The sequence below is a fragment of the Serratia sp. JUb9 genome, assembly GCF_014298095.1.
In the GTDB taxonomy this organism is placed as follows: Bacteria; Pseudomonadota; Gammaproteobacteria; order Enterobacterales; family Enterobacteriaceae; genus Serratia_B; species Serratia_B rhizosphaerae.
This window is the reverse complement of record NZ_CP060416.1, coordinates 21,783-43,914: the sequence shown is the minus strand read 5'-3', so window position 1 is coordinate 43,914 and position 22,132 is coordinate 21,783. Positions and strand designations below refer to the sequence as shown.

20 protein-coding genes are annotated in these 22,132 nt (G+C 57.3%); 9 read left to right on the top strand and 11 right to left on the bottom strand.

The window, feature by feature from the left end; genetic code table 11:
• Positions 1-153: 153 nt before the first annotated feature.
• The 4 genes from HF675_RS00190 to HF675_RS00175 all read right to left on the bottom strand — a co-directional run bounded on the left by HF675_RS00190 (position 154) and on the right by HF675_RS00175 (position 2,512).
• Positions 154-534: a hypothetical protein gene (locus HF675_RS00190; RefSeq protein ID WP_187043880.1), complete on the bottom strand. Its 381-nt coding sequence runs from the start codon at positions 532-534 to the stop codon at positions 154-156.
• 26 nt (positions 535-560) lie between these two features.
• The gene (locus tag HF675_RS00185; protein WP_187043879.1) at positions 561-950 is read right to left on the bottom strand and encodes a hypothetical protein; all 390 of its coding nucleotides are present in this window, start codon (positions 948-950) and stop codon (positions 561-563) included.
• A gap of 92 nt (positions 951-1,042) precedes the next feature.
• A complete protein-coding gene (locus HF675_RS00180) occupies positions 1,043-1,411 on the bottom strand; it encodes a DUF3592 domain-containing protein (protein WP_187043878.1) in 369 nt (122 codons plus the stop codon).
• 219 nt (positions 1,412-1,630) lie between these two features.
• Positions 1,631-2,512, bottom strand: a complete 882-nt coding sequence (locus HF675_RS00175) for a LysR family transcriptional regulator (protein WP_187043877.1) — start codon at positions 2,510-2,512, stop codon at positions 1,631-1,633.
• Between the two features lie 109 nt (positions 2,513-2,621).
• Here HF675_RS00175 and HF675_RS00170 point away from each other — a divergent pair, with 109 nt between their 5' ends.
• Together HF675_RS00170 and HF675_RS00165 are read left to right on the top strand one after the other, a co-directional pair.
• On the top strand, positions 2,622-3,701 hold the full coding sequence (locus tag HF675_RS00170; protein ID WP_187043876.1) for a linear amide C-N hydrolase: 1,080 nt from the start codon (positions 2,622-2,624) through the stop codon (positions 3,699-3,701).
• A 249-nt stretch (positions 3,702-3,950) separates the two neighbouring features.
• Positions 3,951-4,568, top strand: a complete 618-nt coding sequence (locus HF675_RS00165; protein WP_105233101.1) for a trimeric intracellular cation channel family protein — start codon at positions 3,951-3,953, stop codon at positions 4,566-4,568.
• On the opposite strand, the gene ligB is transcribed toward HF675_RS00165, so the two are convergent.
• On the bottom strand, positions 4,543-6,267 hold the full coding sequence (gene ligB / locus HF675_RS00160) for an NAD-dependent DNA ligase LigB (protein WP_187043875.1): 1,725 nt from the start codon (positions 6,265-6,267) through the stop codon (positions 4,543-4,545). The genes HF675_RS00165 and ligB overlap by 26 nt on opposite strands.
• A 282-nt stretch (positions 6,268-6,549) precedes the next feature.
• On the opposite strand from ligB, the gene gmk reads away from it, so the two are divergent.
• The 5 genes from gmk to recG are packed head-to-tail and all read left to right on the top strand — an operon-like array spanning position 6,550 to position 12,406.
• Complete coding sequence (gene gmk, locus HF675_RS00155; RefSeq protein ID WP_015962386.1) at positions 6,550-7,173, top strand: guanylate kinase; 624 nt, start codon at positions 6,550-6,552, stop codon at positions 7,171-7,173.
• Between the two features lie 54 nt (positions 7,174-7,227).
• A complete protein-coding gene (gene rpoZ, locus HF675_RS00150; protein ID WP_015962387.1) occupies positions 7,228-7,503 on the top strand; it encodes a DNA-directed RNA polymerase subunit omega in 276 nt (91 codons plus the stop codon).
• Positions 7,504-7,521: 18 nt separating this feature from the next.
• Positions 7,522-9,627 (top strand): bifunctional GTP diphosphokinase/guanosine-3',5'-bis pyrophosphate 3'-pyrophosphohydrolase, encoded by a 2,106-nt coding sequence (spoT, locus tag HF675_RS00145; RefSeq protein ID WP_015962388.1) that lies wholly within the window; start codon positions 7,522-7,524, stop codon positions 9,625-9,627.
• Between the two features lie 5 nt (positions 9,628-9,632).
• A complete protein-coding gene (gene trmH / locus HF675_RS00140; RefSeq protein ID WP_105233103.1) occupies positions 9,633-10,328 on the top strand; it encodes a tRNA (guanosine(18)-2'-O)-methyltransferase TrmH in 696 nt (231 codons plus the stop codon).
• Positions 10,325-12,406: an ATP-dependent DNA helicase RecG gene (gene recG / locus HF675_RS00135; RefSeq protein WP_111738128.1), complete on the top strand. Its 2,082-nt coding sequence runs from the start codon at positions 10,325-10,327 to the stop codon at positions 12,404-12,406. The genes trmH and recG overlap by 4 nt, the downstream gene beginning before the upstream one ends.
• 43 nt (positions 12,407-12,449) lie before the next feature.
• Here recG and gltS read toward each other — a convergent pair whose 3' ends face one another.
• A complete protein-coding gene (gene gltS, locus HF675_RS00130) occupies positions 12,450-13,661 on the bottom strand; it encodes a sodium/glutamate symporter (RefSeq protein WP_105233104.1) in 1,212 nt (403 codons plus the stop codon).
• A gap of 241 nt (positions 13,662-13,902) precedes the next feature.
• Between gltS and HF675_RS00125 the strand changes: the two genes are divergently transcribed.
• Complete coding sequence (locus HF675_RS00125; RefSeq protein ID WP_105233105.1) at positions 13,903-15,297, top strand: NCS2 family protein; 1,395 nt, start codon at positions 13,903-13,905, stop codon at positions 15,295-15,297.
• 151 nt (positions 15,298-15,448) lie between these two features.
• Positions 15,449-17,110, top strand: a complete 1,662-nt coding sequence (locus HF675_RS00120; protein ID WP_187043874.1) for an AsmA family protein — start codon at positions 15,449-15,451, stop codon at positions 17,108-17,110.
• Between the two features lie 30 nt (positions 17,111-17,140).
• Here HF675_RS00120 and fabY read toward each other — a convergent pair whose 3' ends face one another.
• The 5 genes from fabY to typA form a co-directional block, all read right to left on the bottom strand.
• On the bottom strand, positions 17,141-18,088 hold the full coding sequence (fabY, locus tag HF675_RS00115) for a fatty acid biosynthesis protein FabY (RefSeq protein ID WP_105233107.1): 948 nt from the start codon (positions 18,086-18,088) through the stop codon (positions 17,141-17,143).
• Between the two features lie 21 nt (positions 18,089-18,109).
• Entirely contained in the window at positions 18,110-18,547 is a 438-nt protein-coding gene (dtd, locus tag HF675_RS00110) for a D-aminoacyl-tRNA deacylase (protein ID WP_015962395.1), read from the bottom strand.
• Positions 18,544-19,428 carry a virulence factor BrkB family protein gene (locus tag HF675_RS00105; protein WP_105233108.1) on the bottom strand — a complete coding sequence of 295 codons (885 nt, stop codon included), beginning with the start codon at positions 19,426-19,428 and terminating at the stop codon, positions 18,544-18,546. Before HF675_RS00105 ends, dtd begins: the two co-directional genes overlap by 4 nt.
• Before the next feature lie 46 nt (positions 19,429-19,474).
• A complete protein-coding gene (gene yihX, locus HF675_RS00100; RefSeq protein WP_160029392.1) occupies positions 19,475-20,065 on the bottom strand; it encodes a glucose-1-phosphatase in 591 nt (196 codons plus the stop codon).
• Between the two features lie 165 nt (positions 20,066-20,230).
• Positions 20,231-22,054 (bottom strand): ribosome-dependent GTPase TypA, encoded by a 1,824-nt coding sequence (gene typA, locus HF675_RS00095; RefSeq protein ID WP_105233110.1) that lies wholly within the window; start codon positions 22,052-22,054, stop codon positions 20,231-20,233.
• Positions 22,055-22,132 lie beyond the last annotated feature (78 nt).

The following is a 22,132-nucleotide window of genomic DNA, read 5'->3' as shown; positions in this document are numbered from 1 at the left end:
ACAGAGTCCTCCAGCACCGCTTCCCTTAAATGCAAGAGGGTGCAATGCGCTACGTTCTTTATCCTCACGCTATTTTAGCACTTGGCAAACAGCGTGCGATACGGCGACTCAACTTACTAAAATAAATTACATCCGGTATTAACACGTTATTGCTCAGTCAAAGTCTATACCAATAACGGCCATTTTCTTAGGCGGAACCCCTTGATGCTTTATCGTCACGACTTGCCCTTTCCGCAACTTTCCAGCCTCTGAGGCTTTAACCACTCCTGCAGCGCTGTACCGCTTTAAGTTACCGTCCAGCTCGCTTTCAACAGTAAACGAGTAGAAGTAATCAATATTGTGTGTTGCCTGCAGTTGTTTCCATGAGATGAGCCTGCCCGTGGAGATACTACCTTTCCATAAATCTCTACCAATCCAATTTTGAATTTCCTTAATATCGTCCTTTTGACCTCTAAGTCCCCTTATAGAAATAAAAACAAGAGTAAATATAACTGACCACGCAAAGATAAACGGATACTCTGAAATAAAACCCATAAAAACCTTCTTATGTGAGAAATTACTCACCCATAATCCACAGACATTACTGCAATTTTTTCTGGCGGAACCCCATCATATTTAATGATGATCGGCAACCCTGCTTTTAATTTATAAACCTCTGACACCCTGACGACTGCGGCAGCACTATACTGCTTATTTTCCCCACCAACACTTATCTCAAAGACAAATACAAAATAATAGTCAAAGTTATTCGTCGCGTTAGTCTGCCGCCAGCTAACAAGTAATGCTTCTTTTATCTCACCTTTCCATCGTTCTTTACTTAGCCAGTATTTTATTTTTATTAGGTCATCACCCTGCCCCTTCAACCCTCTTAGCCCTCCAATAATCATAAAAAACGTTAAGGCAAGTGATGCCATAATGATTAAACCTGAATGTTGACTAATAAAACTCACTCTACCCTCCAGTAAATGTAAGATATATACAGACACGTTCTATTAATTCTCGCTCCACCGGCTAATCACCTATGCCCATATAGAATAGCATGCTAGTTATTAGCATTCCCAACAACAACGATATTGTCCGGATTATTCCTTTGATATTTTATAGTAATTACTTTACCTGGCTTATATTCTTCAGAATAAAACACAGAAACATTAACATCTTTATTGGCAGCGATCTTTTCACCCCCAACGGTGAACTCGACTAATAAAGAAAGAAACAGACGCCCATCAGCAGTTTGGTTATCATGTGGCCTTGCACTAATTACTATGGCCTCCACTTCTTGAGCACTTTTCATAACAGACTCATTATTTTTATTAGCTCTTAATGTATTCCTCACGCCATAAAAGACAACGACGAGCACAGAACATGTAACAATTATATTAACCCAAAGAGCAACATCGGCTAATCCCATTAAAATCCCCACCGGCGCTTATAAATTGAAAAATCCTTTAATATTACAGGGTTTGGTACCGTTTTCCCTTAACATGTTCCATTCATAATTAATCTGATCGTAATACATTCAGGCATAACCTAAATCTTTCGTCACCGAGTGGCAATGGGACCACAGAGAATATCTTCTATTTCAGGATAGAATCGGCGGCGATCCCGGAACATTCTCTACCGGAACCGCCTAAGACTCCTCGCGGTATATCCGCTGTACCTGCTCAATCAACCGCAGCAACTCATCATCGGCGCCCGGCTTCCAGAGCGCAACCATCGGGTGCGTCAGGCCGCTCTGGCCCAGCTCGGTGTCGAGCCGACTTACCGCCGGCCATTGCTGGGCCTGAAAATGCGTCGGTAAAAATGCCCAACCCTGCCCGGCGCTCAGCGATGCCTGCAGCAGCGGCAATTCATTGATTACCCGGATACGGTCGGAGATCTGTAAGCGCTTGGCCATGGCATCCGGCAGGTCGCTGAACGGAATAAGCTGAGTGTGTGCAGCCAGCGCAATCAGCGGAATCGGGTCGGCATCAGGAAAAAACCCCTCGCGGGCATACACCGCCATCTCCAGCGCCCCTAACGCCCGCCATTTAAACCGATCGCTGATGCTGCGATTAAGCGCCTGATAGACGCCCAGGTGCGCCGCCCCGCCTGCCAGCAGCTCTTCCGCCTCCGTCCTTTCCATCATGCGCAGATCCAGCGCAATACCATGCTGATACAGCGCCGCCGACAGCGCACTCAAAAACGACCTTGGCGTAAACGCGTCATAGCACAGCACCACGCGCTGGCGAACCTGCTGCGGAATATGCTCCGCCAGTTGGCAAAAGGTTTCCGCTTCCTGCAGAAATAATCTCGCCTGGCGATACAGGCGCTGCCCGGCATCCGTTAACCGCAGCGGGCGCGTATGGCGATCGAACAGCGCATAGCCCAAGTCCAGCTCCAGGTACTCGACCAGTTCGCCGACGGTTGTGCGATCTTTCCCCAGGCGTTTGGCTGCCCGCGTTAAATTGCCGCTCTCACATACGCTGGCAAACGCTTCTATCTGGGCTAAAGAAAATCGAATCTTTCCCACTGATGATCCTGTCCGGTTTGGGGGATTTTCCCCCATTAAGTCACTCTTGGCCGCGCGACCCACGCCTTACCATCCCCGGGCACCCCTCGCATAATGGTAAGGAGATAACATGAAAAAATTTGCTTCCAGCGCATCAGCGCTGCTGGCCGGCGCGATACTCAGCGCCAGCCTGACCACCGGCGCACAGGCCTGCACCCGCGCGTTTATGAATATGTACCCCGGCTATATGGTCAGCGCCCGTAACCTGGATTTCTTCGGTCCGGTCGATCCCTCTTTGGTGATCACCCCGCGCGGCGTGGCGCATAACGGCGGCGACAGTAAGAATGCCGCCCACTGGCAAACCCGCTACGGCAGCGTGGTGGTCTATGCCGATGGCGTATTCCCGATGGATGGCATGAATGAAAAAGGGTTGGCGGGGCATACGCTGTTTTATATGAACGGCAGCCAGGTTCAGCAAGGCAACCAGGATAAACCGGTTCTCGAAAGCCGCGCCTGGCTCAGTTATATTCTGGACAATTACGCTACCGTCGATCAGGCAGTAAATGCTATCCGCAACGATGTGCGTCTGGTCGCCGCACGCCTGCCGATTGATTACGCCTCCGACACCAAACATATCGCCATTGAAGACGTTAGCGGTGATTCCGCGATTATTGAGATTGATAACGGCAAAGTTAATGTTTATCACGACAAAAACTACCGGGTGATGACCAATCCGCCGTCTTATGCGCAACAGCTGAAAAACCTGGCTAAATACCAGCACGCCAAACGCCGCGACATTCCCGGCGGGCTAGAAGCGGATGAGCGCCTGGTGCGCGCCAGCTACGATCTGCAAAACCTACCGCAGCCGGATAACAAAGATCAGGCTCAGGGATTTATTTTATCAGTCATCAACAACGTGGCTTACCCGATCGGTTCACCAGCAGAGCCTGACGAACAGAAAGTGTCCGATATGTATGAAAAATACAGTAAACGCCCGGAGCAAAATAAAGGCGTCGGCACCTACTGGACCGCAATTTCCGACCTGAGCCACGGCGAATATCACTTCAAATCGACCTTCGCGGCCTCACAGGTCTGGGTATCGCTACACGATATCAACTTTAGCCAAGGCCAACCGGTACGGCAAATCAAGCACCTGAATGACTACGCGCAGCAAGGATGGGAGGGCAATATTCTGGCGCAGGCGAAGTAACGCCAGGCCCGCGCCACACGGCGCGGGCTAGTGCACAAATAGTTTCACCAAGAAATCAGCACGAAATAATTTATGCCTGAGTTTTAATAAAAAACGGCAACAATGCTGTAAGCAGAGAAGAAACCACACTTTGACATTAGTTATAGTAATCCGAATTGATATCGGTGAGAAAAACTCAGTGGCGGCATAATAGGTTGATCATTACCCTTCAGTTAAAAGTTCCGTTCTAGCCGCACAGCGAATTCCCCCATGTTACTGAGTATCCTTTATATCATTGGCATCACCGCAGAAGCCATGACCGGCGCGCTGGCTGCCGGCCGCCGTCAGATGGATATGTTCGGCGTGCTGATCATCGCCTCCGCCACGGCGATCGGCGGCGGCTCGGTGCGCGATGTTCTGCTTGGCCATTACCCTCTTGGCTGGGTTAAACACCCCGAGTACATCGTGATTGTCGCCATTGCCGCCATCGTCACCACCTGGCTCGCCCCGCTGATGCGCCATCTGCGCCGGCTGTTTCTGGTGCTGGATGCCGTCGGCCTGATCGTGTTCTCCATTATCGGCGCACAGGTGGCGCTGGATATGGGCCACAGCCCGATCATCGCCGCCATTGCCGCGGTGATCACCGGCGTGTTCGGCGGAGTATTGCGCGATATGTTCTGCAACCGCATCCCGCTGGTCTTCCAAAAAGAGATTTACGGCGGTATCGCTTTCGCTGCGGCCTGGCTCTATATCGGCCTGCAGTACCTCGACCTGCCGCATAACGTCGTGGTGCTGATTACGCTGTTTGCCGGCCTGAGTGCGCGCCTGCTTGCCCTGCGCTTCCGGCTTGGGCTGCCCGTTTTCAATTATCAGCATCCGGATCACTAACCGCATCGCCGGCAAACCCGGCGATATGCTGCTGCCGCAGGATATTTGTCACGCGCAGTAGCGCCGGCTGTCGGAAGAATTCAACCAGCTGCGCCGCCCGTTTGTCCCCGATGCCGGCCTGCCGCTGCCATATGTGCGGCGGCAGCCTTTTGGCCTGTTGCCACCCCGTCACATCGGCAAGTTGATCGGACGACAGCGGCGCCCCCAGCGCCAGCAGCCAGCGGCTGAAAGGCTGCCGCCGCGCCAGCATAAATTGCTGATAGAGACGCCGTGCCTGCTTATCCCCCATCCCCGGCAGCGTCCGCAAACTCTCCGGCGTCAGCATCAGCCAGTCCGCCAGCTCTTTTACCTGCCCATGGTCAACCAACATCCGCCAACTGGCCTCACTGATGCCGTTCATCATCAGCCCCTGCGGGCCGCTCAGCCACACCAGCCGCGCGATAAACTGTTGCCGACAGCCTTCCTGCAGGGTAAAGCAACTGAGCGCGTGGTAGCGCGCGGCATCCGGCGCCGTCAGCACCGGCCGTTCCACGCTGCGCCATGCCACGCGGGTAACCAGAGGAATTCCTTGCCCCTTCAGGCTGACGGCAACCTGATCGCCAGGCACGATGTCCCAATACCGCCAGCGGGCAAGCGAACCGATATTGACGCGCCGTATCCACTTGTCATCCAGCCGCAGAGGGTCCAGCGCCAGCACCACCGTAATTTTACCGGTACGCCCGATGCGGAACATCACCTGCTCCACGCGCGTCACCTGCTCTGCCGGCGGATATTTCCACGCTACCGCCCACAACGCCGGCTTATTACGCCAGTAGCGCCCGGACGGCGAACTTGCCTGATGCAGCACCACGCCATCGGTCACAAAGGGCAAGGGGCTGGCAAACCAGGCGTCACGCCAACGGATAACGTCTTCAACCGAGTTCACCGGCTGCGTATAGTCGCGCGCCAGCGTAAACCCCCACGCCGCCAGCTGCGCCAGCCGCTGCGACATCGCGGGCGGGCCGTCGGGCCAGGCCCAGATGAAAATGCCCAGCTGCGTAAGCCGCTCAGAGGGCTGATTACGCATCAATGTACCGGCAACGCTGGCGCGTGCGTTGACGCCGCCATGCAGCTGCTGACGATGACCGGTCATCAGCAAAAACAGCTCTCCCTGCAGCACCAGAAGGTCCGGCGCGTTCGCCAACGTTAACGGCACGCCGGGGATTGCCCTGACCTTTTCCAGCCAGTCTTCGCCCAGCCTGCCGTTGCCGCGGCTGATCGCCTGCGCCAGTTTACCGTGCCGGTACACCAGCGTCACGGCGACGCCGTCAACCTTGGGCTGCAGCCACACGTCGCGGCGCTCCGCCAGCCATTGGGCAACCGCCCGGCGATCGGCCAGCTTACGCAGCCCGGTATGGGCGACCGGATGAGGCACCTTTCCCGCCGGTAACTGAGGCAGAGGAATTACCCCCGTCCGGCCGGCGCAAACTCGCCAAAATCGCTGTTTTTGCCGCAGGCTGTCGTAAAGTTCGTCGCTAATCAAACTTTTCCCGCGTTGATAATAGGCCGCGTCCCAGCGCACCAGCTGCTCTTCCAAAGCATTCAGTTCATTGCGCAGGCGCTCCGCCGGCCAGTGCGGGCAGGTTTCTGCCTGCGCGCCGACGGAGATGACCATCGCGAGAATAAAAAACACGGCGCCGTAAAAAAGGTGTCCTTTCATTCCTCCTCCCTGGTGCCATGCAGTAAATCCGCTTTTCAGCGCGGCGGCGACGCATAAAATCATCGGGCGCAAAACGCATCGCAAAATAAATTTTCGTTTGCGAAAAACCATCGAAATAACGCGATACGCAAGGCACTTTGTAATTTTCGCCGTGTTTTTCCGCCAAAGCCGCGGGCAAAATGCGCGCAAACGCTGCATCAGCGGCGTTAGCCGTGTATACTGTGCGGAGAAAATACACATCTGCTGTAATTGGCACATCAACCGCTATCAACGAACATCATCATGGCTCAAGGCACGCTTTATATTGTCTCTGCACCCAGCGGCGCAGGTAAATCAAGTCTGATTCAGGCTTTGTTAAAGACCCAACCGCTGTACGACACGCAGGTTTCGGTTTCACACACCACGCGCGACAGTCGCCCGGGTGAAAATCATGGCGAACACTATTTCTTTGTGTCGCACGACGAATTCCGCCGCATGATTGCGCAGGATGCCTTCCTTGAGCACGCCGAAGTGTTCGGCAACTACTACGGTACCTCGCGCGCGGCTATCGAGCAGGTGCTGGCGACCGGCGTGGATGTTTTCCTGGATATCGACTGGCAGGGCGCGCAGCAAATTCGCGCCAAGATGCCGCAGGCGCGCAGCATCTTTATCCTGCCGCCGTCGAAGGAAGAGCTGGGCCGCCGCCTGCGCGGTCGCGGGCAGGACTCCGATGAGGTGATCGCCAAGCGCATGGCGCAGGCGGTAGCGGAAATGACGCACTATGCGGAGTATGATTATTTAATCGTGAACGATGATTTCGATCTGGCGCTGTCCGATCTGAAAACCATTATTCGCGCCGAGCGCTTGCGTTTAGGTCGGCAAATGCTGCGACATGACGCTTTAATCAGCAAACTATTGGCAGACTGAAGACAGTTTCAGTATTATGCCCAGTCTTTTCGTCACCTGTGGAGTAGCACAAATATGGCACGCGTAACTGTTCAAGACGCTGTAGAGAAAATTGGTAACCGTTTTGACCTGGTGTTGGTCGCTGCTCGTCGGGCACGTCAAATCCAGGTCGGCGGCAAAGACGCGCTGGTTCCTGAAGAGAACGATAAGTACACCGTTATCGCTCTGCGCGAAATCGAAGAAGGCCTGATCAACAGCCAGATCCTCGATGTGCGTGAGCGCCAGGAACAGCAAGAGCAGGAAGCCGCAGAAATTCAGGCGGTTACCGCGATTGCTGAAGGCCGTCGTTAATTAAATAGCGAGTCTGCCTTGTACCTGTTTGAAAGCCTTAACCAGCTGATTCAACGTTACCTGCCTGAGGAGCAAATTAAGCGCCTCAAACAGGCATACCTCGTCGCGCGTGATGCTCACGAGGGTCAGACACGCTCCAGCGGTGAGCCTTATATTACTCACCCGGTCGCCGTGGCCTGCATCCTGGCGGAGATGCGTCTCGATTACGAGACGCTGATGGCCGCCCTGCTGCATGATGTCATTGAAGACACCCCGGCAACCTATCAGGATATGGAACAGCTGTTCGGCAAAAGCGTCGCCGAACTGGTTGAGGGCGTATCCAAGCTCGACAAGCTCAAATTCCAGGATAAAAAAGAAGCGCAGGCGGAAAACTTCCGCAAGATGATCATGGCGATGGTGCAGGATATCCGCGTCGTGCTGATCAAGCTGGCCGACCGTACGCACAATATGCGCACCCTCGGTTCGCTGCGCCCGGACAAACGCCGGCGCATCGCACGTGAAACCCTGGAAATCTACAGCCCGCTGGCGCACCGCCTGGGCATCCATCACCTGAAAACCGAGCTGGAAGAGCTGGGTTTTGAGGCGCTTTACCCTAACCGCTACCGCGTCATCAAGGAAGTGGTCAAGGCCGCGCGCGGCAACCGTAAGGAAATGATCCAAAAGATTCTTTCCGAGATCGAAGGACGGTTAACCGAAGCCGGCATCGCCTGCCGCGTCAGCGGACGGGAAAAACACCTCTACTCCATTTACTGCAAGATGCACCTGAAAGAACAGCGCTTCCATTCGATTATGGATATCTATGCGTTCCGGGTGATCGTCAAGGAAGTGGATACCTGCTACCGCGTGCTGGGCCAGGTGCATAGCCTGTACAAACCGCGCCCGGGGCGGGTTAAAGACTATATCGCCATTCCCAAGGCCAACGGCTACCAGTCGTTGCATACTTCGCTGATCGGGCCGCACGGCGTGCCGGTCGAAGTGCAGATCCGTACCGAAGATATGGATCAGATGGCGGAAATGGGGGTGGCGGCGCACTGGGCATACAAAGAACAGGGCGAGAGCGGCACTACCGCGCAAATCCGCGCCCAGCGCTGGATGCAAAGCCTGCTGGAGCTGCAGCAAAGCGCCGGCAGCTCCTTCGAATTTATTGAAAGCGTCAAATCCGATCTGTTCCCGGATGAGATTTACGTTTTCACCCCGGAAGGCCGCATCGTCGAACTGCCGGCCGGCGCCACGCCGGTCGACTTCGCTTACGCCGTGCATACCGATATCGGCCATGCCTGCGTCGGCGCCCGCGTCGACCGCCAGCCTTACCCGCTGTCGCAGGCGCTCACCAGCGGCCAGACGGTGGAAATCATCACCGCGCCGGGCGCACGGCCGAATGCCGCCTGGCTGAACTTTGTCGTCAGCTCAAAAGCGCGCGCCAAAATCCGCCAGATGCTGAAGAACCTTAAGCGCGACGACTCTGTCAACCTCGGCCGTCGTCTGCTGAACCATGCGCTGGGCGGCAGCCGCAAGCTGGCCGAAATCCCGCAGGAAAATATTCAGCACGAGCTGGAGCGCATGAAGCTGGCGACGCTGGACGATCTGCTGGCGGAAATCGGCCTCGGCAACGCCATGAGCGTGGTGGTGGCGAAAAACCTGCAGGGCGACCAATCCAGCCTCGGCGCCTCTTCCGGCGTGCGCAACCTGGCAATCAAAGGCGCCGACGGCGTATTGATCACCTTTGCCAAGTGCTGCCGGCCAATTCCTGGCGACCCGATTATCGCCCATGTCAGCCCGGGCAAAGGGCTGGTGATCCACCATGAATCCTGCCGCAACATCCGCGGTTACCAGAAAGAACCGGAAAAATTCATGGCGGTCGAGTGGGATAAGGAAACCGAGCAGGAATTCATCGCCGAAATCAAAGTGGATATGTTTAACCACCAGGGGGCGTTGGCCAACCTGACGGCGGCGATCAATGCAGCTGAGTCCAATATTCAAAGCCTGAATACCGAAGAGAAAGACGGCCGGGTCTACAGCGCCTTTATCCGCCTGACCACTCGCGATCGCATCCATCTGGCAAATATCATGCGTAAAATCCGTATCATGCCGGATGTAATCAAAGTTAACCGTAACCGAAACTAGCGCCTATGAGCCCCGAACGCTATGCGCGGATTTGTGAAATGCTCGCCACCCGTCAACCGGATCTGACGGTTTGTCTGGAACAGGTTCACAAACCGCATAACGTCTCCGCAATTATCCGCACCGCCGACGCCGTCGGCGTGCATCAGGTTCATGCCGTTTGGCCAACGACCCGCATGCGGACGCTGGTTTCTTCCGCCGCCGGCAGCAACAGCTGGGTCAACGTAAAAACGCACCCTACCATCGGCGATGCGGTCGGCCATATGAAGGGCCAGGGCATGCAAATTCTGGCGACGCACCTGTCTGACCGTGCAGTGGATTTTCGTGATATCGACTACACCCGCCCAACCTGTATTCTGCTCGGGCAGGAAAAAACCGGCATCACCGAAGAAGCGCTGCAGCTTGCCGACCAGGACATCATCATTCCGATGATCGGCATGGTGCAATCGCTCAACGTCTCCGTGGCTTCCGCCCTGATCCTGTACGAAGCGCAGCGACAGCGCCAAAATGCCGGCATGTACCGCCGCGATCGCAGCATGCTGGATGCTGAAGAGCAACAGCGCCTGCTGTTTGAGGGTGGCTACCCGGTACTGGCCAACGTCGCCAAGCGTAAAGGCCTGCCGCGCCCGCATATCGATGAAAACGGCGCAGTGATCGCCGAGGCCGAATGGTGGGCCGCCATGCAAGCAACGGTGCGCAGATGAAAGGCCGCCTGCTGGATGCGGTTCCGCTCACCACGTTGACCGGCGTTGGCGCCAGCCAGGCAGCCAAGCTGGCTAAAATCGGGTTGGAAACCATTCAGGATCTACTGCTGCACCTGCCGCTGCGTTACGAGGACCGCACCCGCCTGTACCCCATCAATGACCTGCTGCCGGGCATTTTCGCCACGGTAGAAGGCGAAGTCCTGCGCAGCGATATCAGTTTTGGCCGCCGCCGTATGCTCACCTGCCAAATCAGCGACGGCACCGGCATCCTCACCATGCGCTTTTTCAATTTCAACGCGGCGATGAAAAACAGCCTCGCGACCGGACGCCGCGTTACCGCCTACGGGGAAATCAAGCGCGGCAACCACGGTGCGGAAATCATTCATCCGGAATACCGCCTGCAGGGCGAACATGACGACGTCGAGCTGCAGGCCTCGCTGACGCCGGTCTACCCCACTACCGAAGGCGTCCGTCAGGCTACGCTGCGTAAGCTGACCGATCAGGCGCTGGAGCTGCTGGATACCTGCGCCATTACCGAACTGCTGCCGCCGGAACTGAGCGGCGGCCTGATGAGCCTGCCGCAGGCGCTGCATACGCTGCATCGTCCGCCGCCGGATATCCAGCTGGCCGATCTGGAATTGGGCAAACATCCGGCGCAGAAACGGCTGATTATGGAAGAGCTGCTGGCACACAACCTCAGCATGCTGGCGGTACGCGCCGGCGCGCAGAGTTATCACGCCCAGCCGCTTCTGCCGGACGACAGATTGAAAAAAGCGTTTCTGGCCCAGCTGCCGTTTGCCCCGACCGGTGCGCAACAGCGCGTGGTGGCGGATATCGAAGCGGATATGCAAAAAGATTTCCCGATGATGCGTCTGGTTCAGGGCGACGTCGGCTCCGGGAAAACGCTGGTGGCGGCGCTGGCCGCGCTGCGCGCCATTGCCCACGGTAAGCAGGTGGCGCTGATGGCGCCGACCGAGCTGCTGGCGGAACAGCATGCCAATAACTTCCGCCAATGGTTTGCGCCGTTGGGCATTGAAGTTGGCTGGCTGGCCGGGAAGCAGAAAGGCAAAGCGCGCATCGCGCAGCAGGAAGCGATCGCCAGCGGTCAGGTTTCGATGGTGGTCGGCACCCACGCCATTTTTCAGGAGCAGGTTCAGTTCAACGGGCTGGCGCTGGTTATCATTGATGAACAGCACCGCTTTGGCGTCCATCAGCGTCTGGCGCTGTGGGAAAAAGGTGAAGAGCAGGGTTTCCATGCCCACCAGCTGATCATGACCGCCACGCCAATCCCACGCACGCTGGCGATGACCGCCTATGCCGATCTGGACACCTCGGTCATCGACGAACTGCCGCCGGGCCGCACGCCGGTCACCACGGTGGCGATCCCGGATACCCGCCGGGCGGATATTATTGAACGCGTCAGAAACGCCTGCCAGCAGGAAGGCCGTCAGGCTTACTGGGTCTGCACGCTGATTGAAGAGTCCGAACTGCTGGAAGCGCAGGCGGCGGAAGCCACCTGGGAAGAGCTGAAAGCGGCGCTGCCGGAGCTGAAGGTGGCGCTGGTGCACGGCCGGATGAAGGCGCAGGAAAAACAGGCGGTGATGCAGGCCTTCAAGCAGGGGGAGCTGCAGCTGCTGGTTGCCACCACGGTGATCGAAGTCGGCGTCGATGTGCCGAACGCCAGCCTGATGATTATTGAAAACCCGGAGCGGCTGGGCCTGGCCCAGCTGCACCAGCTGCGTGGCCGCGTAGGTCGCGGCGCGGTCGCCTCACACTGCGTACTGCTGTACAAAACCCCGCTGAGTAAAACCGCGCAGAAGCGCCTGCAGGTGCTGCGCGACAGCAACGATGGCTTCGTGATCGCCCAGCGCGATCTGGAAATTCGCGGCCCCGGCGAGCTACTCGGCACCCGGCAAACCGGCAATGCCGAATTCAAAGTCGCCGATCTGCTGCGCGACCAGTCGATGATCCCGGAAGTACAGCGGGTCGCGCGCCATATCCACCAGCAATACCCCGAACACGCTCAGGCGCTGATTGAGCGCTGGCTGCCGGAAAAGGCACGCTATTCCAACGCATAAAAAAGGGCGCCGAGAAGGCGCCCTTTTGCTGTCCAGTGGTTACTCAGCCAACCGCCGGGAAGACCGGCAGCAGCAGGTACAGCTTGATAATGATGGCGTTGGCGATATCGATAAAGAACGCCCCCACCATCGGCACTACCAGGAACGCCAGGTGCGATGGGCCGAAACGATCGGTAATCGCCTGCATATTGGCAATCGCGGTCGGCGTAGCGCCCATCCCGAAGCCGCAGTGCCCGGCAGCCAGCACTGCCGCATCATAGTTTTTGCCCATCACCCGGTAGGTGACGAAAATCGCGTACAGCGCCATCACCAGCGTCTGCACCGCCAGGATCGCCAGCATCGGCAGCGCCAGTGACGCCAGCTCCCACAGGCGCAGGCTCATCAGCGCCATCGCCAGGAACAGCGACAGACTGACGTTACCCAGCACCGATACCGCACGCTCAAACACGGTATAAAAGCCGGTGAATGCCAGCGTATTGCTGAGGATCACCCCGACAAACAGCACGCAGACGAAGTTCGGCAGTTCAAATACCGTGCCGCTCAGCAGGCCGGCGATAAGCTGGCCCAGGCTGAGGCAGATGGCGATCATCGCAATGGTTTCAATCATCACCAGCGAGGTAATCAGACGACCGCTCTCCGGTTTTTCAAAGCCGCTCGGCTGGACGCTGTCATCCGGCGAACCTTCCGGCGAGGAAGAGTGCTTCACCAGATAGCGCGCCACCGGGCCGCCAATCAGGCCGCCCAGCACCAGGCCGAAGGTGGCGCAGGCCATCGCCACTTCGGTGGCGTTTTCAAAGCCGTAACGCTCAATAAACAGCTTACTCCAGGCGGCGCCGGTGCCGTGGCCGCCCGACAGGGTGATAGAACCGGCGATCAGGCCCATCAGCGGGTCCATCCCCAGCATCTTCGCCATACCGATGCCGATGGCGTTCTGCACCACCAACAGTCCCAGCACCACAAACAGGAAGATAACCAGTGCCTTACCACCGGCGCGCAACCGCGCCAGGTTGGCATTAAGGCCGATAGTGGCAAAGAAGGCCAGCATCAGCGGATCTTTCAGCGACATGTCGAAGCTGATTTCCCAGTTAACGGTCTTTTTTAAAATCAACAATAACAGCGCAACCAGCAAACCACCGGCGACGGGGGCAGGAATGGTGTATTTTTTCAGCAGAGGAATGCTTCTAACGCACTTGCCCCCAAGGAGCAAAACCAGAGTTGCGGCAACCAAAGTGCCATAAGTATCAAGATGAAACATCCAGGTACTCCATGTGAGGGGATAAATCCAATTATATTAATAAGTTATATAAAACCACTTAGTTTTTTAAACTCGATGAATGCTGGATTAGAAGGAAAAAGTGCTAAGAAGACAAGAAAAAATGCATGAAAATGCGACATAAATAAAAATAAGCGGGGAAGAAAAGTTAGGCGCAACCGTTTGCTTTTAGTGTCCAGACGATTAAAATGCCTGCTTTGCCGTTTCGGAAAAGTGCCACACCATGACCATGCAATCCGCCGAGCTTGAATCCGCGCAAAACGCCTCCGCCTCCCCGCCCAAAAGCGAACTGATCTACCGCCTGGAAGACCGCCCGCCGCTGCCGCAAACGCTGTTTGCCGCCGGCCAGCATCTGCTGGCGATGTTCGTGGCCGTGATTACGCCGGCGCTGCTGATTTGCCAGGCGCTGGGGCTGCCGGCGCAGGATACTCAGCACATTATCAGCATGTCGCTGTTCGCCTCCGGTCTGGCCTCTATTTTACAAATCAAAACCTGGGGTCCGGTCGGCTCCGGCCTGCTGTCGATTCAGGGCACCAGCTTTAACTTCGTATCACCGCTGATTATGGGCGGCATGGCGCTGAAAAACGGCGGCGCAGACGTGCCGACCATGATGGCGGCGCTGTTCGGCACCCTGATGGTCGCCTCCTGCACCGAGATTCTGCTGTCGCGCGTCCTGCACCTGGCGCGCCGCATTATTACGCCGCTGGTATCAGGCATTGTGGTGATGATTATCGGCCTGTCGCTGATTCAGGTCGGCCTGACCTCCATCGGCGGCGGCTACGCGGCAATGAACGACCACACCTTCGGCGCGCCAAAAAACCTGCTGCTGGCCGGCGCGGTGCTGGCGGTGATTATTTTGCTCAACCGTCAGCGTAATCCCTATCTGCGCGTTGCCTCGCTGGTAATCGCCATGGCGGTCGGCTATCTGCTGGCCTGGGCGCTCGATATGCTGCCCGCCAGCCAGCCCGTCAGCAACAGCGCGTCGATCACCATCCCTACCCCGCTGTATTACGGGCTGGGCTTTGACTGGAACCTGCTGCTGCCGCTGATGCTGATCTTTATGGTCACCTCGCTGGAAACCATCGGCGATATCACTGCCACCTCTGACGTATCCGAACAGCCGGTGCGCGGCCCGCTGTATATGAAACGCCTGAAGGGCGGCGTGCTGGCCAACGGTTTGAACTCCATGCTGTCGGCGGTCTTCAATACCTTCCCGAACTCCTGCTTCGGCCAGAACAACGGGGTGATCCAACTGACCGGCGTCGCCAGCCGCTACGTCGGCTTTGTGGTGGCGCTGATGCTGATCGCGCTGGGTCTGTTCCCGGCGGTCGCCGGCTTTGTGCAGCATATTCCTGAGCCGGTACTGGGCGGCGCCACCATTGTGATGTTCGGCACCATCGCCGCGTCCGGCGTACGTATCGTTTCACGCGAGAAGCTTAATCGCCGCGCCATCATGATTATGGCGCTGTCGCTGGCGGTCGGTATGGGCGTTTCTCAGCAGCCGCTGATTCTGCAGTTCGCGCCGGACTGGCTGAAAACCCTGCTCTCCTCCGGTATCGCCGCCGGCGGGATTACTGCCATCGTACTGAATCTGGTGTTTCCGCAGGAGAAAGAATAATTCCACTGCGGGGGCGTGTGACCCGGCTTTATCGTTGAAAACGGCCGCCTGCGGCCGTTTTTTTATTGTCAGTCAGACCATTACCCTTGAGATAGCCGGCCAATTGCGGCATAAACGGGGTATCTTTTTTGACCGCTAGGGTGTGCAGGCGATGAAATTTATCGGGAAACTGTTGCTATGGCTGCTGGTGGCAGCGGCAATCGTCATCGTATTACTGTATCTGGTCGGGCAGACCCGCTGGGCCGCCGGTCAGATCGGCAACTGGGTGAGTGGGCACAGCGACTACCGCCTCTCTCTCGGTAAAATCAGCCACTCCTGGGATGAACCGGCGCAGATCGGCCTGGAAGACGTCGCGCTGACGCGCACCAACCAGCCGCGGGCGTTAACGGCCAAGCGCGTCGTTCTGGGCCTCAGCCTGCGTCAGCTCACCAACCCGCGTTACTTCCACAGCGTGACGCTGCACGACGGTACGCTCAATGTGCAACCTGGCGCAGCGGCGTTACCGATCCAGGCCGACGTGCTGCAGCTGAGCAATATGGCATTGCACGCCGGCGACGCCGACTGGCAGCTTAATGCGCAGCGGGTTAACGCCGGGATTACGCCATGGCGGCCTCAGTCCGGGCACCTGCTGGGCGACAACAACCGCTTCCAATTCAGCGCCGGCTCGCTGACCCTGAACGGCATCCCCGCCTCTCAGGCGCTGGTGCAAGGGCAAATCAAAGATCATCAGCTGCTGCTGGAGGATTTCGGCGCCGATCTGGCCCAGGGCGACCTGACCGGTAAAGCGACACGTGCCGCCGACGGCAGCTGGCTGGTAGACCGTCTGCGCCTGAACAAGGTACGGCTGCAAACGCCGCTGTCGCTGGAACAATTCTGGCAGCGCTTTACCACTCTGCCGCCGATCACACTGCAACGCTTTGACCTGATCGATGCACGGCTGGAGGGCAAGGGGTGGGCGTTTAACGATCTTGACCTGTCCCTGCAAGACGTCACGTTTCAGCAGGGAGACTGGCGCAGCGAGAACGGCGTATTGCATGCCAACGCCAGCGATATTATCAATGGCCGCTTCCATCTGGTGGATCCGATTATCAGTACGCGGCTGTCGCCGGCCGGTATCGCCATTGAGCAATTCACCTCGCGCTGGGAAGGCGGTTTGCTGCGCGCCAACGGCAGTTGGCTGCGCGCCACCAAACGTTTGCAGCTGGACGACGTCACCGTCGCGGCGTTGGAGTATACGCTGCCGCAAAACTGGCGTGAGCTGTGGCTCAAACCGCTGCCGGCATGGCTGTCGCAGGTATACGTCAATAAGCTGACCACCAACCGTAACCTGATTATCGATATCAATCCGGCGTTCCCGTTCCAGCTGACATCGCTGAACGGTTACGGCAGCAATCTGCTGCTGGCGCACGATGGTCAGTGGGGAATCTGGTCCGGTTCGCTAAACCTGAGCGCCAGCGAAGCAACGTTCAATAAAATCGACGTCCGCCGGCCTTCGCTGGCGCTGACGGCGGACCAGCGGCAAATCGCCGTTACCGAGCTGAGCGCCTTTATGCCTAATGGCCTGCTGGATGCCAAGGCAACCGTCACGCAACTGCCGGGCAAGCCGTTTTCGCTGTCTTTATCCGGTCGTTCGGTGCCGCTCAATACCCTACAGCAATGGGGCTGGCAGCCGGTGCCGCTGGAGGGCGACGGCAACCTGCAGCTGCAGGTTCAGGGGCTGTTAAACAGCGACGGGCCGTTCCGGGATTCCGTACGGGGTAATCTGCAGGCCACGGCGAAGGACGGGCAAACGGTCAATCAGCAACAGCCGTAAACCAATAAGGGCGCATAGCGCCCTTATTGGTTATTCGGGAATGGCCTCGCAGCCGCCCTGATCCAGCGGGACTTCCGGCTCGGCCGGCAGCACCATGTAGATGCCCTCAAACACCGCCCCTTTATCATCATCGCCAAACAGCACCACTTCCGCCTGCACGCGGGCACGGCGGCCGCGCGCCAGTCGGTCAAGGTCGCCGCTCAGCGAGCTGAGATCGGCCACCGCGCGCGGGCGACCGGTGATAGGTTTACTGTAACGGATATGCGCATCCGCCAGAATGATGGTGCCGCCCAGATGGCGCTCGCGCAGCAGCAGCCAGATCAGCCCCCAGGCGGTCAGCGTCGCCAGCGAGAACAGGCTGCCGGCAAACAGCGTGTGGTGCGGATTCTGATTGCCGACCTCCGGCATGGTGGTGACAAAACGCTGGCCGGTATACTGGCTGATGCGCACCCCCATCTTTTCACTGAGCGGAATATGATCGTACCAGGCCTGCTGCAGCTGCCCGCACCAGTCGGGACGGTGCAGAATATCGTCCAGCGTCGCCACCGGCTTAATCATCAGGAAGTGGCGGATCGGCGAGGTTTGCGGCGCGCTGATCTCCCCCTGGCTTTCAAACCCCAGTTTGGCGAAGAACGCCACCGCGTCCTCACGCGCGCTGCACACCACGCGCTTCACGCCTTCCTGACGCGCCACCGACTCCAGCGTCATCGCCACCAGCGTACCCAGCCCTTTGTCCTGCACGCCGGGATCGACCGCTAAAAAACGAATCGCCGCTTCGTTATCCGCATTGATATACAGCCGGCCAACGGCGACGATTTTGCCATTCTCATCCACCACCATTTGGTGGTGCGCCATGGCGTCATAGGCATCCTTTTCCGAACCCACCGGCTGGTGCAATGGCTTGCGCAGCATTTCCCAGCGAAACTGGTAATAATCCTTCAGTTCTTGTTCTGTAACGGGTACTCGTAGGTGATACATAGACGCCTTCTCTCCAAATTTTTAAACCTGTAGCCAGAACGTCACCGGACCGTCGTTCACCAGCGCGACCTGCATATCCGCCGCGAACTCGCCGGTCTGTGTTTCCACGCCGCGTTCGCGGCATTGGCCAACAAAATACTGATATAGCCGATCGGCCTGCGCAGGCTCTGCGCCGCGCGAGAAACCGGGCCGCATGCCCTTTTGCGTGTCCGCGGCCAGCGTAAACTGGGAAACCACCAGCACGCTGCCGCCGGCCTGTTGAACGTTAAGGTTCATCTTGCCGTTATCATCACCAAAAATGCGGTAGCCCAGTACGCGTTCACACAAACGCTCGGCTTTCTGTTCGTTATCATCTTGCTCTACACCCAATAACACTAACAAACCTGGGCCAATTTTGCCTACCGTCTCGCCGTTTACCGTGACGCTGGCGTTTAATACTCGCTGAATCAATGCAATCATGACGGTTTATCCTGCTGTTGCTGCTCAATTTTTTGCTGTTTGTACGCGCGGTACTCCGCGAACGTGGCGGCGATCTCCGCGCCGAGCAATACGATACACCAGCTCCAGTAGACCCACAGAAATAAAATCGGGATCACCGCCAGCACGCCATATATCAGCTGATAAGAAGGAAACATGGTGACGTACAGCGCAAAGCCCTTCTTACCCAGTTCGAACAGCAGCCCGGCGACCAACGCGCCGACCAGCGCATCCTTCGGCGGTACCCGGACCGTCGGCACCACGCTGTACAGCAGCCAGAAAGAGACCCACGACAGCAGCAGCGGGAAAATACGCAGCAGCTGATCCACCAGGCTGTTCACGCCGGTTTGCGCCAGCCAGTTCAGCGACAGCAGGTAGGAGCTGATCGCCATACTGGCCCCGACCAGCAGCGGCCCCAGCGTCAGCACCATCCAGTACACTGCAAACGAGTAGACGATCGGCCGCTTGTTTTTACTGCGCCAGATGGTGTTGAGCACGCTGTCGACGGAGGAGATCAGCAGCAGCGCGGTAACGATCAGGCCGCAGGTGCCGACGGCGGTCATTTTGTTGGAATTGGCGACGAACTGCTCAAGGTAGCGCTGGATAACATTGCCGGCCGCCGGCACAAAATTGGAAAAAATAAAGCTCTTCAGCTGCTCGCTGATATCAGAAAACATCGGGAAGGCGGCAAACAGCGCGAACACCACGGTGATCAGCGGCACCAGCGACAACAGAGATACATACGCCAGATGGCCCGCCAACATGGTCAGGCCATCGCTGTCGATGCGCTTGAGCAGCAGCCGGCCGTAGGTGACGCCCGGTTTTACGGATGACGGCAGCTTCTTGCTACGGAAAAACGACATACTCACTCCTTGTCAGTTCGTATGTCTTAAGCTTAACCCGCCTGGCTTAACCGGCAAAATAGGCCGGCACCGTATCGCGATCGGTCACCCATACCGCCGTAATGCCCATGGCCCGCGCAGCCGCTATGTTGTCGGGATGATCGTCAAAGAATACCGCCTGTTCCGCCGGCGTGTTTTCCGCATCCAGCACCCGCTGATAAATGGCCGGCTCCGGTTTACGCAGGCCGAGATCCTGCGACAGGTAGAGATGGTCCGCCGCCGCCGCCACTTCCGGGTAATGCTGCGGCCAGTAATTACAGTGCAGGCGGTTGGTGTTCGACAGCACCACCACCCGGTGGCCCTCATTGCGCAGGCGCTGCATGATGGCGATCACCTCCGGGCGCAGCGCGACAAATACCGCCTGCCAGCCGGCGGCGAACTGCTCAAAGCTCAGCGCGATGCCCATTTCGTCGCACAGGCGGGCGGCAAACTCTTCATCGGTCACTTCCCCTCGCTCGTGGCGCTGAAACACCTCGCCCATGCTAAAACGTTCCGCCAGCGCCGCCAAAGGCGTGCCGCTCAGATTGCTCCATACGCCCAGCACACGTTTGAAATCGATATCGACGATCACGTTACCTAAATCAAAGATATACAGCATAGTCCTCTCCTGACGACCGGTGAGGTTTCACTGTAGCGGGAAAAGCAGAGACTGAACAGATAAGGCGGAGAAAAGCGCATAGCGCGCCGCAGAAAGGGGGGAAAGCAGAAGAAAAAACTCAGGGCGCCCGGCAGGCGCCCCAAGCAGTGCGTTCTAAATCAGCAATTACGCTTCTTTAGGACCGCGGCTTGCACGTTTGCGATCGTTTTCCGTCAGGTGACGTTTACGAATACGCACAGACGTCGGCGTGACTTCAACCAGTTCATCATCATCGATAAATTCCAGAGCCTGCTCCAGAGTCATCTTGATAGCCGGAACCAGCGTGGTCGCTTCGTCAGTACCGGAAGCACGCATGTTGGTCAGTTTCTTACCGGTCAGGCAGTTCACGGTCAGGTCGTTGGAACGTGAGTGAATACCGATGATCTGGCCTTCATACACTTCCGCACCGTGGCCCAGGAACAGCTTGCCGCGATCTTGCAGACCATACAGGGCGAACGCTACCGCTTTACCCTGGCCGTTGGAGATCAGCACGCCGTTCTGACGCTGGCCGACTTCGCCCGGACGCAGATCGTCGTAGTGGCTGAAGGTGGAGTACAGCAGGCCGGTACCGGAGGTCATGGTCATGAACTCGTTACGGAAGCCGATCAGGCCGCGGCTCGGGATCACATAGTCAAGACGCACACGGCCTTTACCATCCGGATCCATGTTTTTCATGTCGCCCTTACGCTCACCCATCGCCTGCATCACGGAACCCTGATGCTGCTCTTCGATATCCAGCGTGACGTTCTCGAACGGCTCTTGTTTACGGCCATCGATTTCACGGAAGATAACTTTCGGACGGGAAACGGCCAGCTCGAAGCCTTCACGACGCATGTTTTCGATCAGCACCGACAGGTGCAGTTCGCCACGGCCGGACACGCGGAACGCGTCGGCATCGTCGGTTTCTTCTACGCGCAGCGCCACGTTGTGCACCAATTCCTTGTTCAGACGCTCAAGGATCTGGCGAGACGTCACGAACTTGCCTTCTTTACCGCAGAATGGCGAGGTGTTGACGTTGAAGAACATGCTGACGGTCGGCTCATCAACGGACAGCGCAGGCAGCGCTTCCACGTTGGCCGGATCGCAGATGGTGTCGGAGATGTTCAGCTCGCCCAGACCGGTGATGGCGATGATGTCGCCCGCTTCCGCCAGGTCGCTGTCGATACGCTCCAGACCCAGGTGGCCCAGCACTTTGCCCACTTTACCGTTGCGCGTCTTGCCTTCGCTGTCGATAACGGTGACCTGCTGGTTCGGCTTCACTTTACCGCGCTTGATGCGGCCGATGCCGATAACGCCCAGGTAGTTGTTGTAGTCCAGCTGGGAGATCTGCATCTGCAGCGGGCCATCCAGATCAACTGCCGGCGCAGACACGTGGTCGACGATCGCCTGATACAGCGGCGTCATGTCGTCAGCCATATCGGTATGATCGGTGCCGGCGATGCCGTTCAGCGCAGATGCATAGATGATTGGGAAATCCAGTTGCTCATCGGTGGCATCCAGGTTTACGAACAGGTCGAACACCTGATCGACAACCCAGTCAGGACGCGCGCCCGGACGGTCAACCTTGTTAATGACCACGATCGGCTTCAGACCATTTGCAAACGCTTTCTTGGTCACGAAACGGGTTTGCGGCATCGGGCCATCCATTGCATCCACAACCAGCAGCACCGAGTCGACCATTGACATCACACGCTCTACCTCGCCGCCGAAGTCGGCGTGTCCCGGGGTATCCACGATGTTGATGCGGTAGTCATTCCAATTAATGGCGGTGTTTTTTGCGAGGATGGTAATCCCACGCTCTTTCTCCAAATCGTTGGAGTCCATTACGCGCTCGGCGGCTTCCGCACGCTCTCCGAAAGTACCGGATTGTTGCAGCAGCTTGTCGACCAGGGTGGTTTTACCATGGTCAACGTGGGCAATAATGGCGATATTACGCAAATTTTCGATCACAGCTTTGCCTCAGGCATTAGAAATAGCGCGCTATTGTACACGTATTAAGCGAGGGACTAAACAAGATCACAGCCATCT

Coding starts and splice junctions, on each gene's coding strand:
- HF675_RS00105 (WP_105233108.1), bottom strand. CDS start 19,428: ATGTCGTTTTTCCGTAGCAAGAAGCTGCCGTCATCCGTAAAACCGGGC.
- dtd (WP_015962395.1), bottom strand. CDS start 18,547: ATGATTGCATTGATTCAGCGAGTATTAAACGCCAGCGTCACGGTAAAC.
- HF675_RS00125 (WP_105233105.1), top strand. CDS start 13,903: ATGACCATGCAATCCGCCGAGCTTGAATCCGCGCAAAACGCCTCCGCC.
- trmH (WP_105233103.1), top strand. CDS start 9,633: ATGAGCCCCGAACGCTATGCGCGGATTTGTGAAATGCTCGCCACCCGT.
- ligB (WP_187043875.1), bottom strand. CDS start 6,267: ATGAAAGGACACCTTTTTTACGGCGCCGTGTTTTTTATTCTCGCGATG.
- HF675_RS00180 (WP_187043878.1), bottom strand. CDS start 1,411: ATGGGATTAGCCGATGTTGCTCTTTGGGTTAATATAATTGTTACATGT.
- recG (WP_111738128.1), top strand. CDS start 10,325: ATGAAAGGCCGCCTGCTGGATGCGGTTCCGCTCACCACGTTGACCGGC.
- yihX (WP_160029392.1), bottom strand. CDS start 20,065: ATGCTGTATATCTTTGATTTAGGTAACGTGATCGTCGATATCGATTTC.
- fabY (WP_105233107.1), bottom strand. CDS start 18,088: ATGTATCACCTACGAGTACCCGTTACAGAACAAGAACTGAAGGATTAT.
- HF675_RS00165 (WP_105233101.1), top strand. CDS start 3,951: ATGTTACTGAGTATCCTTTATATCATTGGCATCACCGCAGAAGCCATG.
- rpoZ (WP_015962387.1), top strand. CDS start 7,228: ATGGCACGCGTAACTGTTCAAGACGCTGTAGAGAAAATTGGTAACCGT.
- gltS (WP_105233104.1), bottom strand. CDS start 13,661: ATGTTTCATCTTGATACTTATGGCACTTTGGTTGCCGCAACTCTGGTT.
- gmk (WP_015962386.1), top strand. CDS start 6,550: ATGGCTCAAGGCACGCTTTATATTGTCTCTGCACCCAGCGGCGCAGGT.
- HF675_RS00190 (WP_187043880.1), bottom strand. CDS start 534: ATGGGTTTTATTTCAGAGTATCCGTTTATCTTTGCGTGGTCAGTTATA.
- HF675_RS00120 (WP_187043874.1), top strand. CDS start 15,449: ATGAAATTTATCGGGAAACTGTTGCTATGGCTGCTGGTGGCAGCGGCA.
- HF675_RS00170 (WP_187043876.1), top strand. CDS start 2,622: ATGAAAAAATTTGCTTCCAGCGCATCAGCGCTGCTGGCCGGCGCGATA.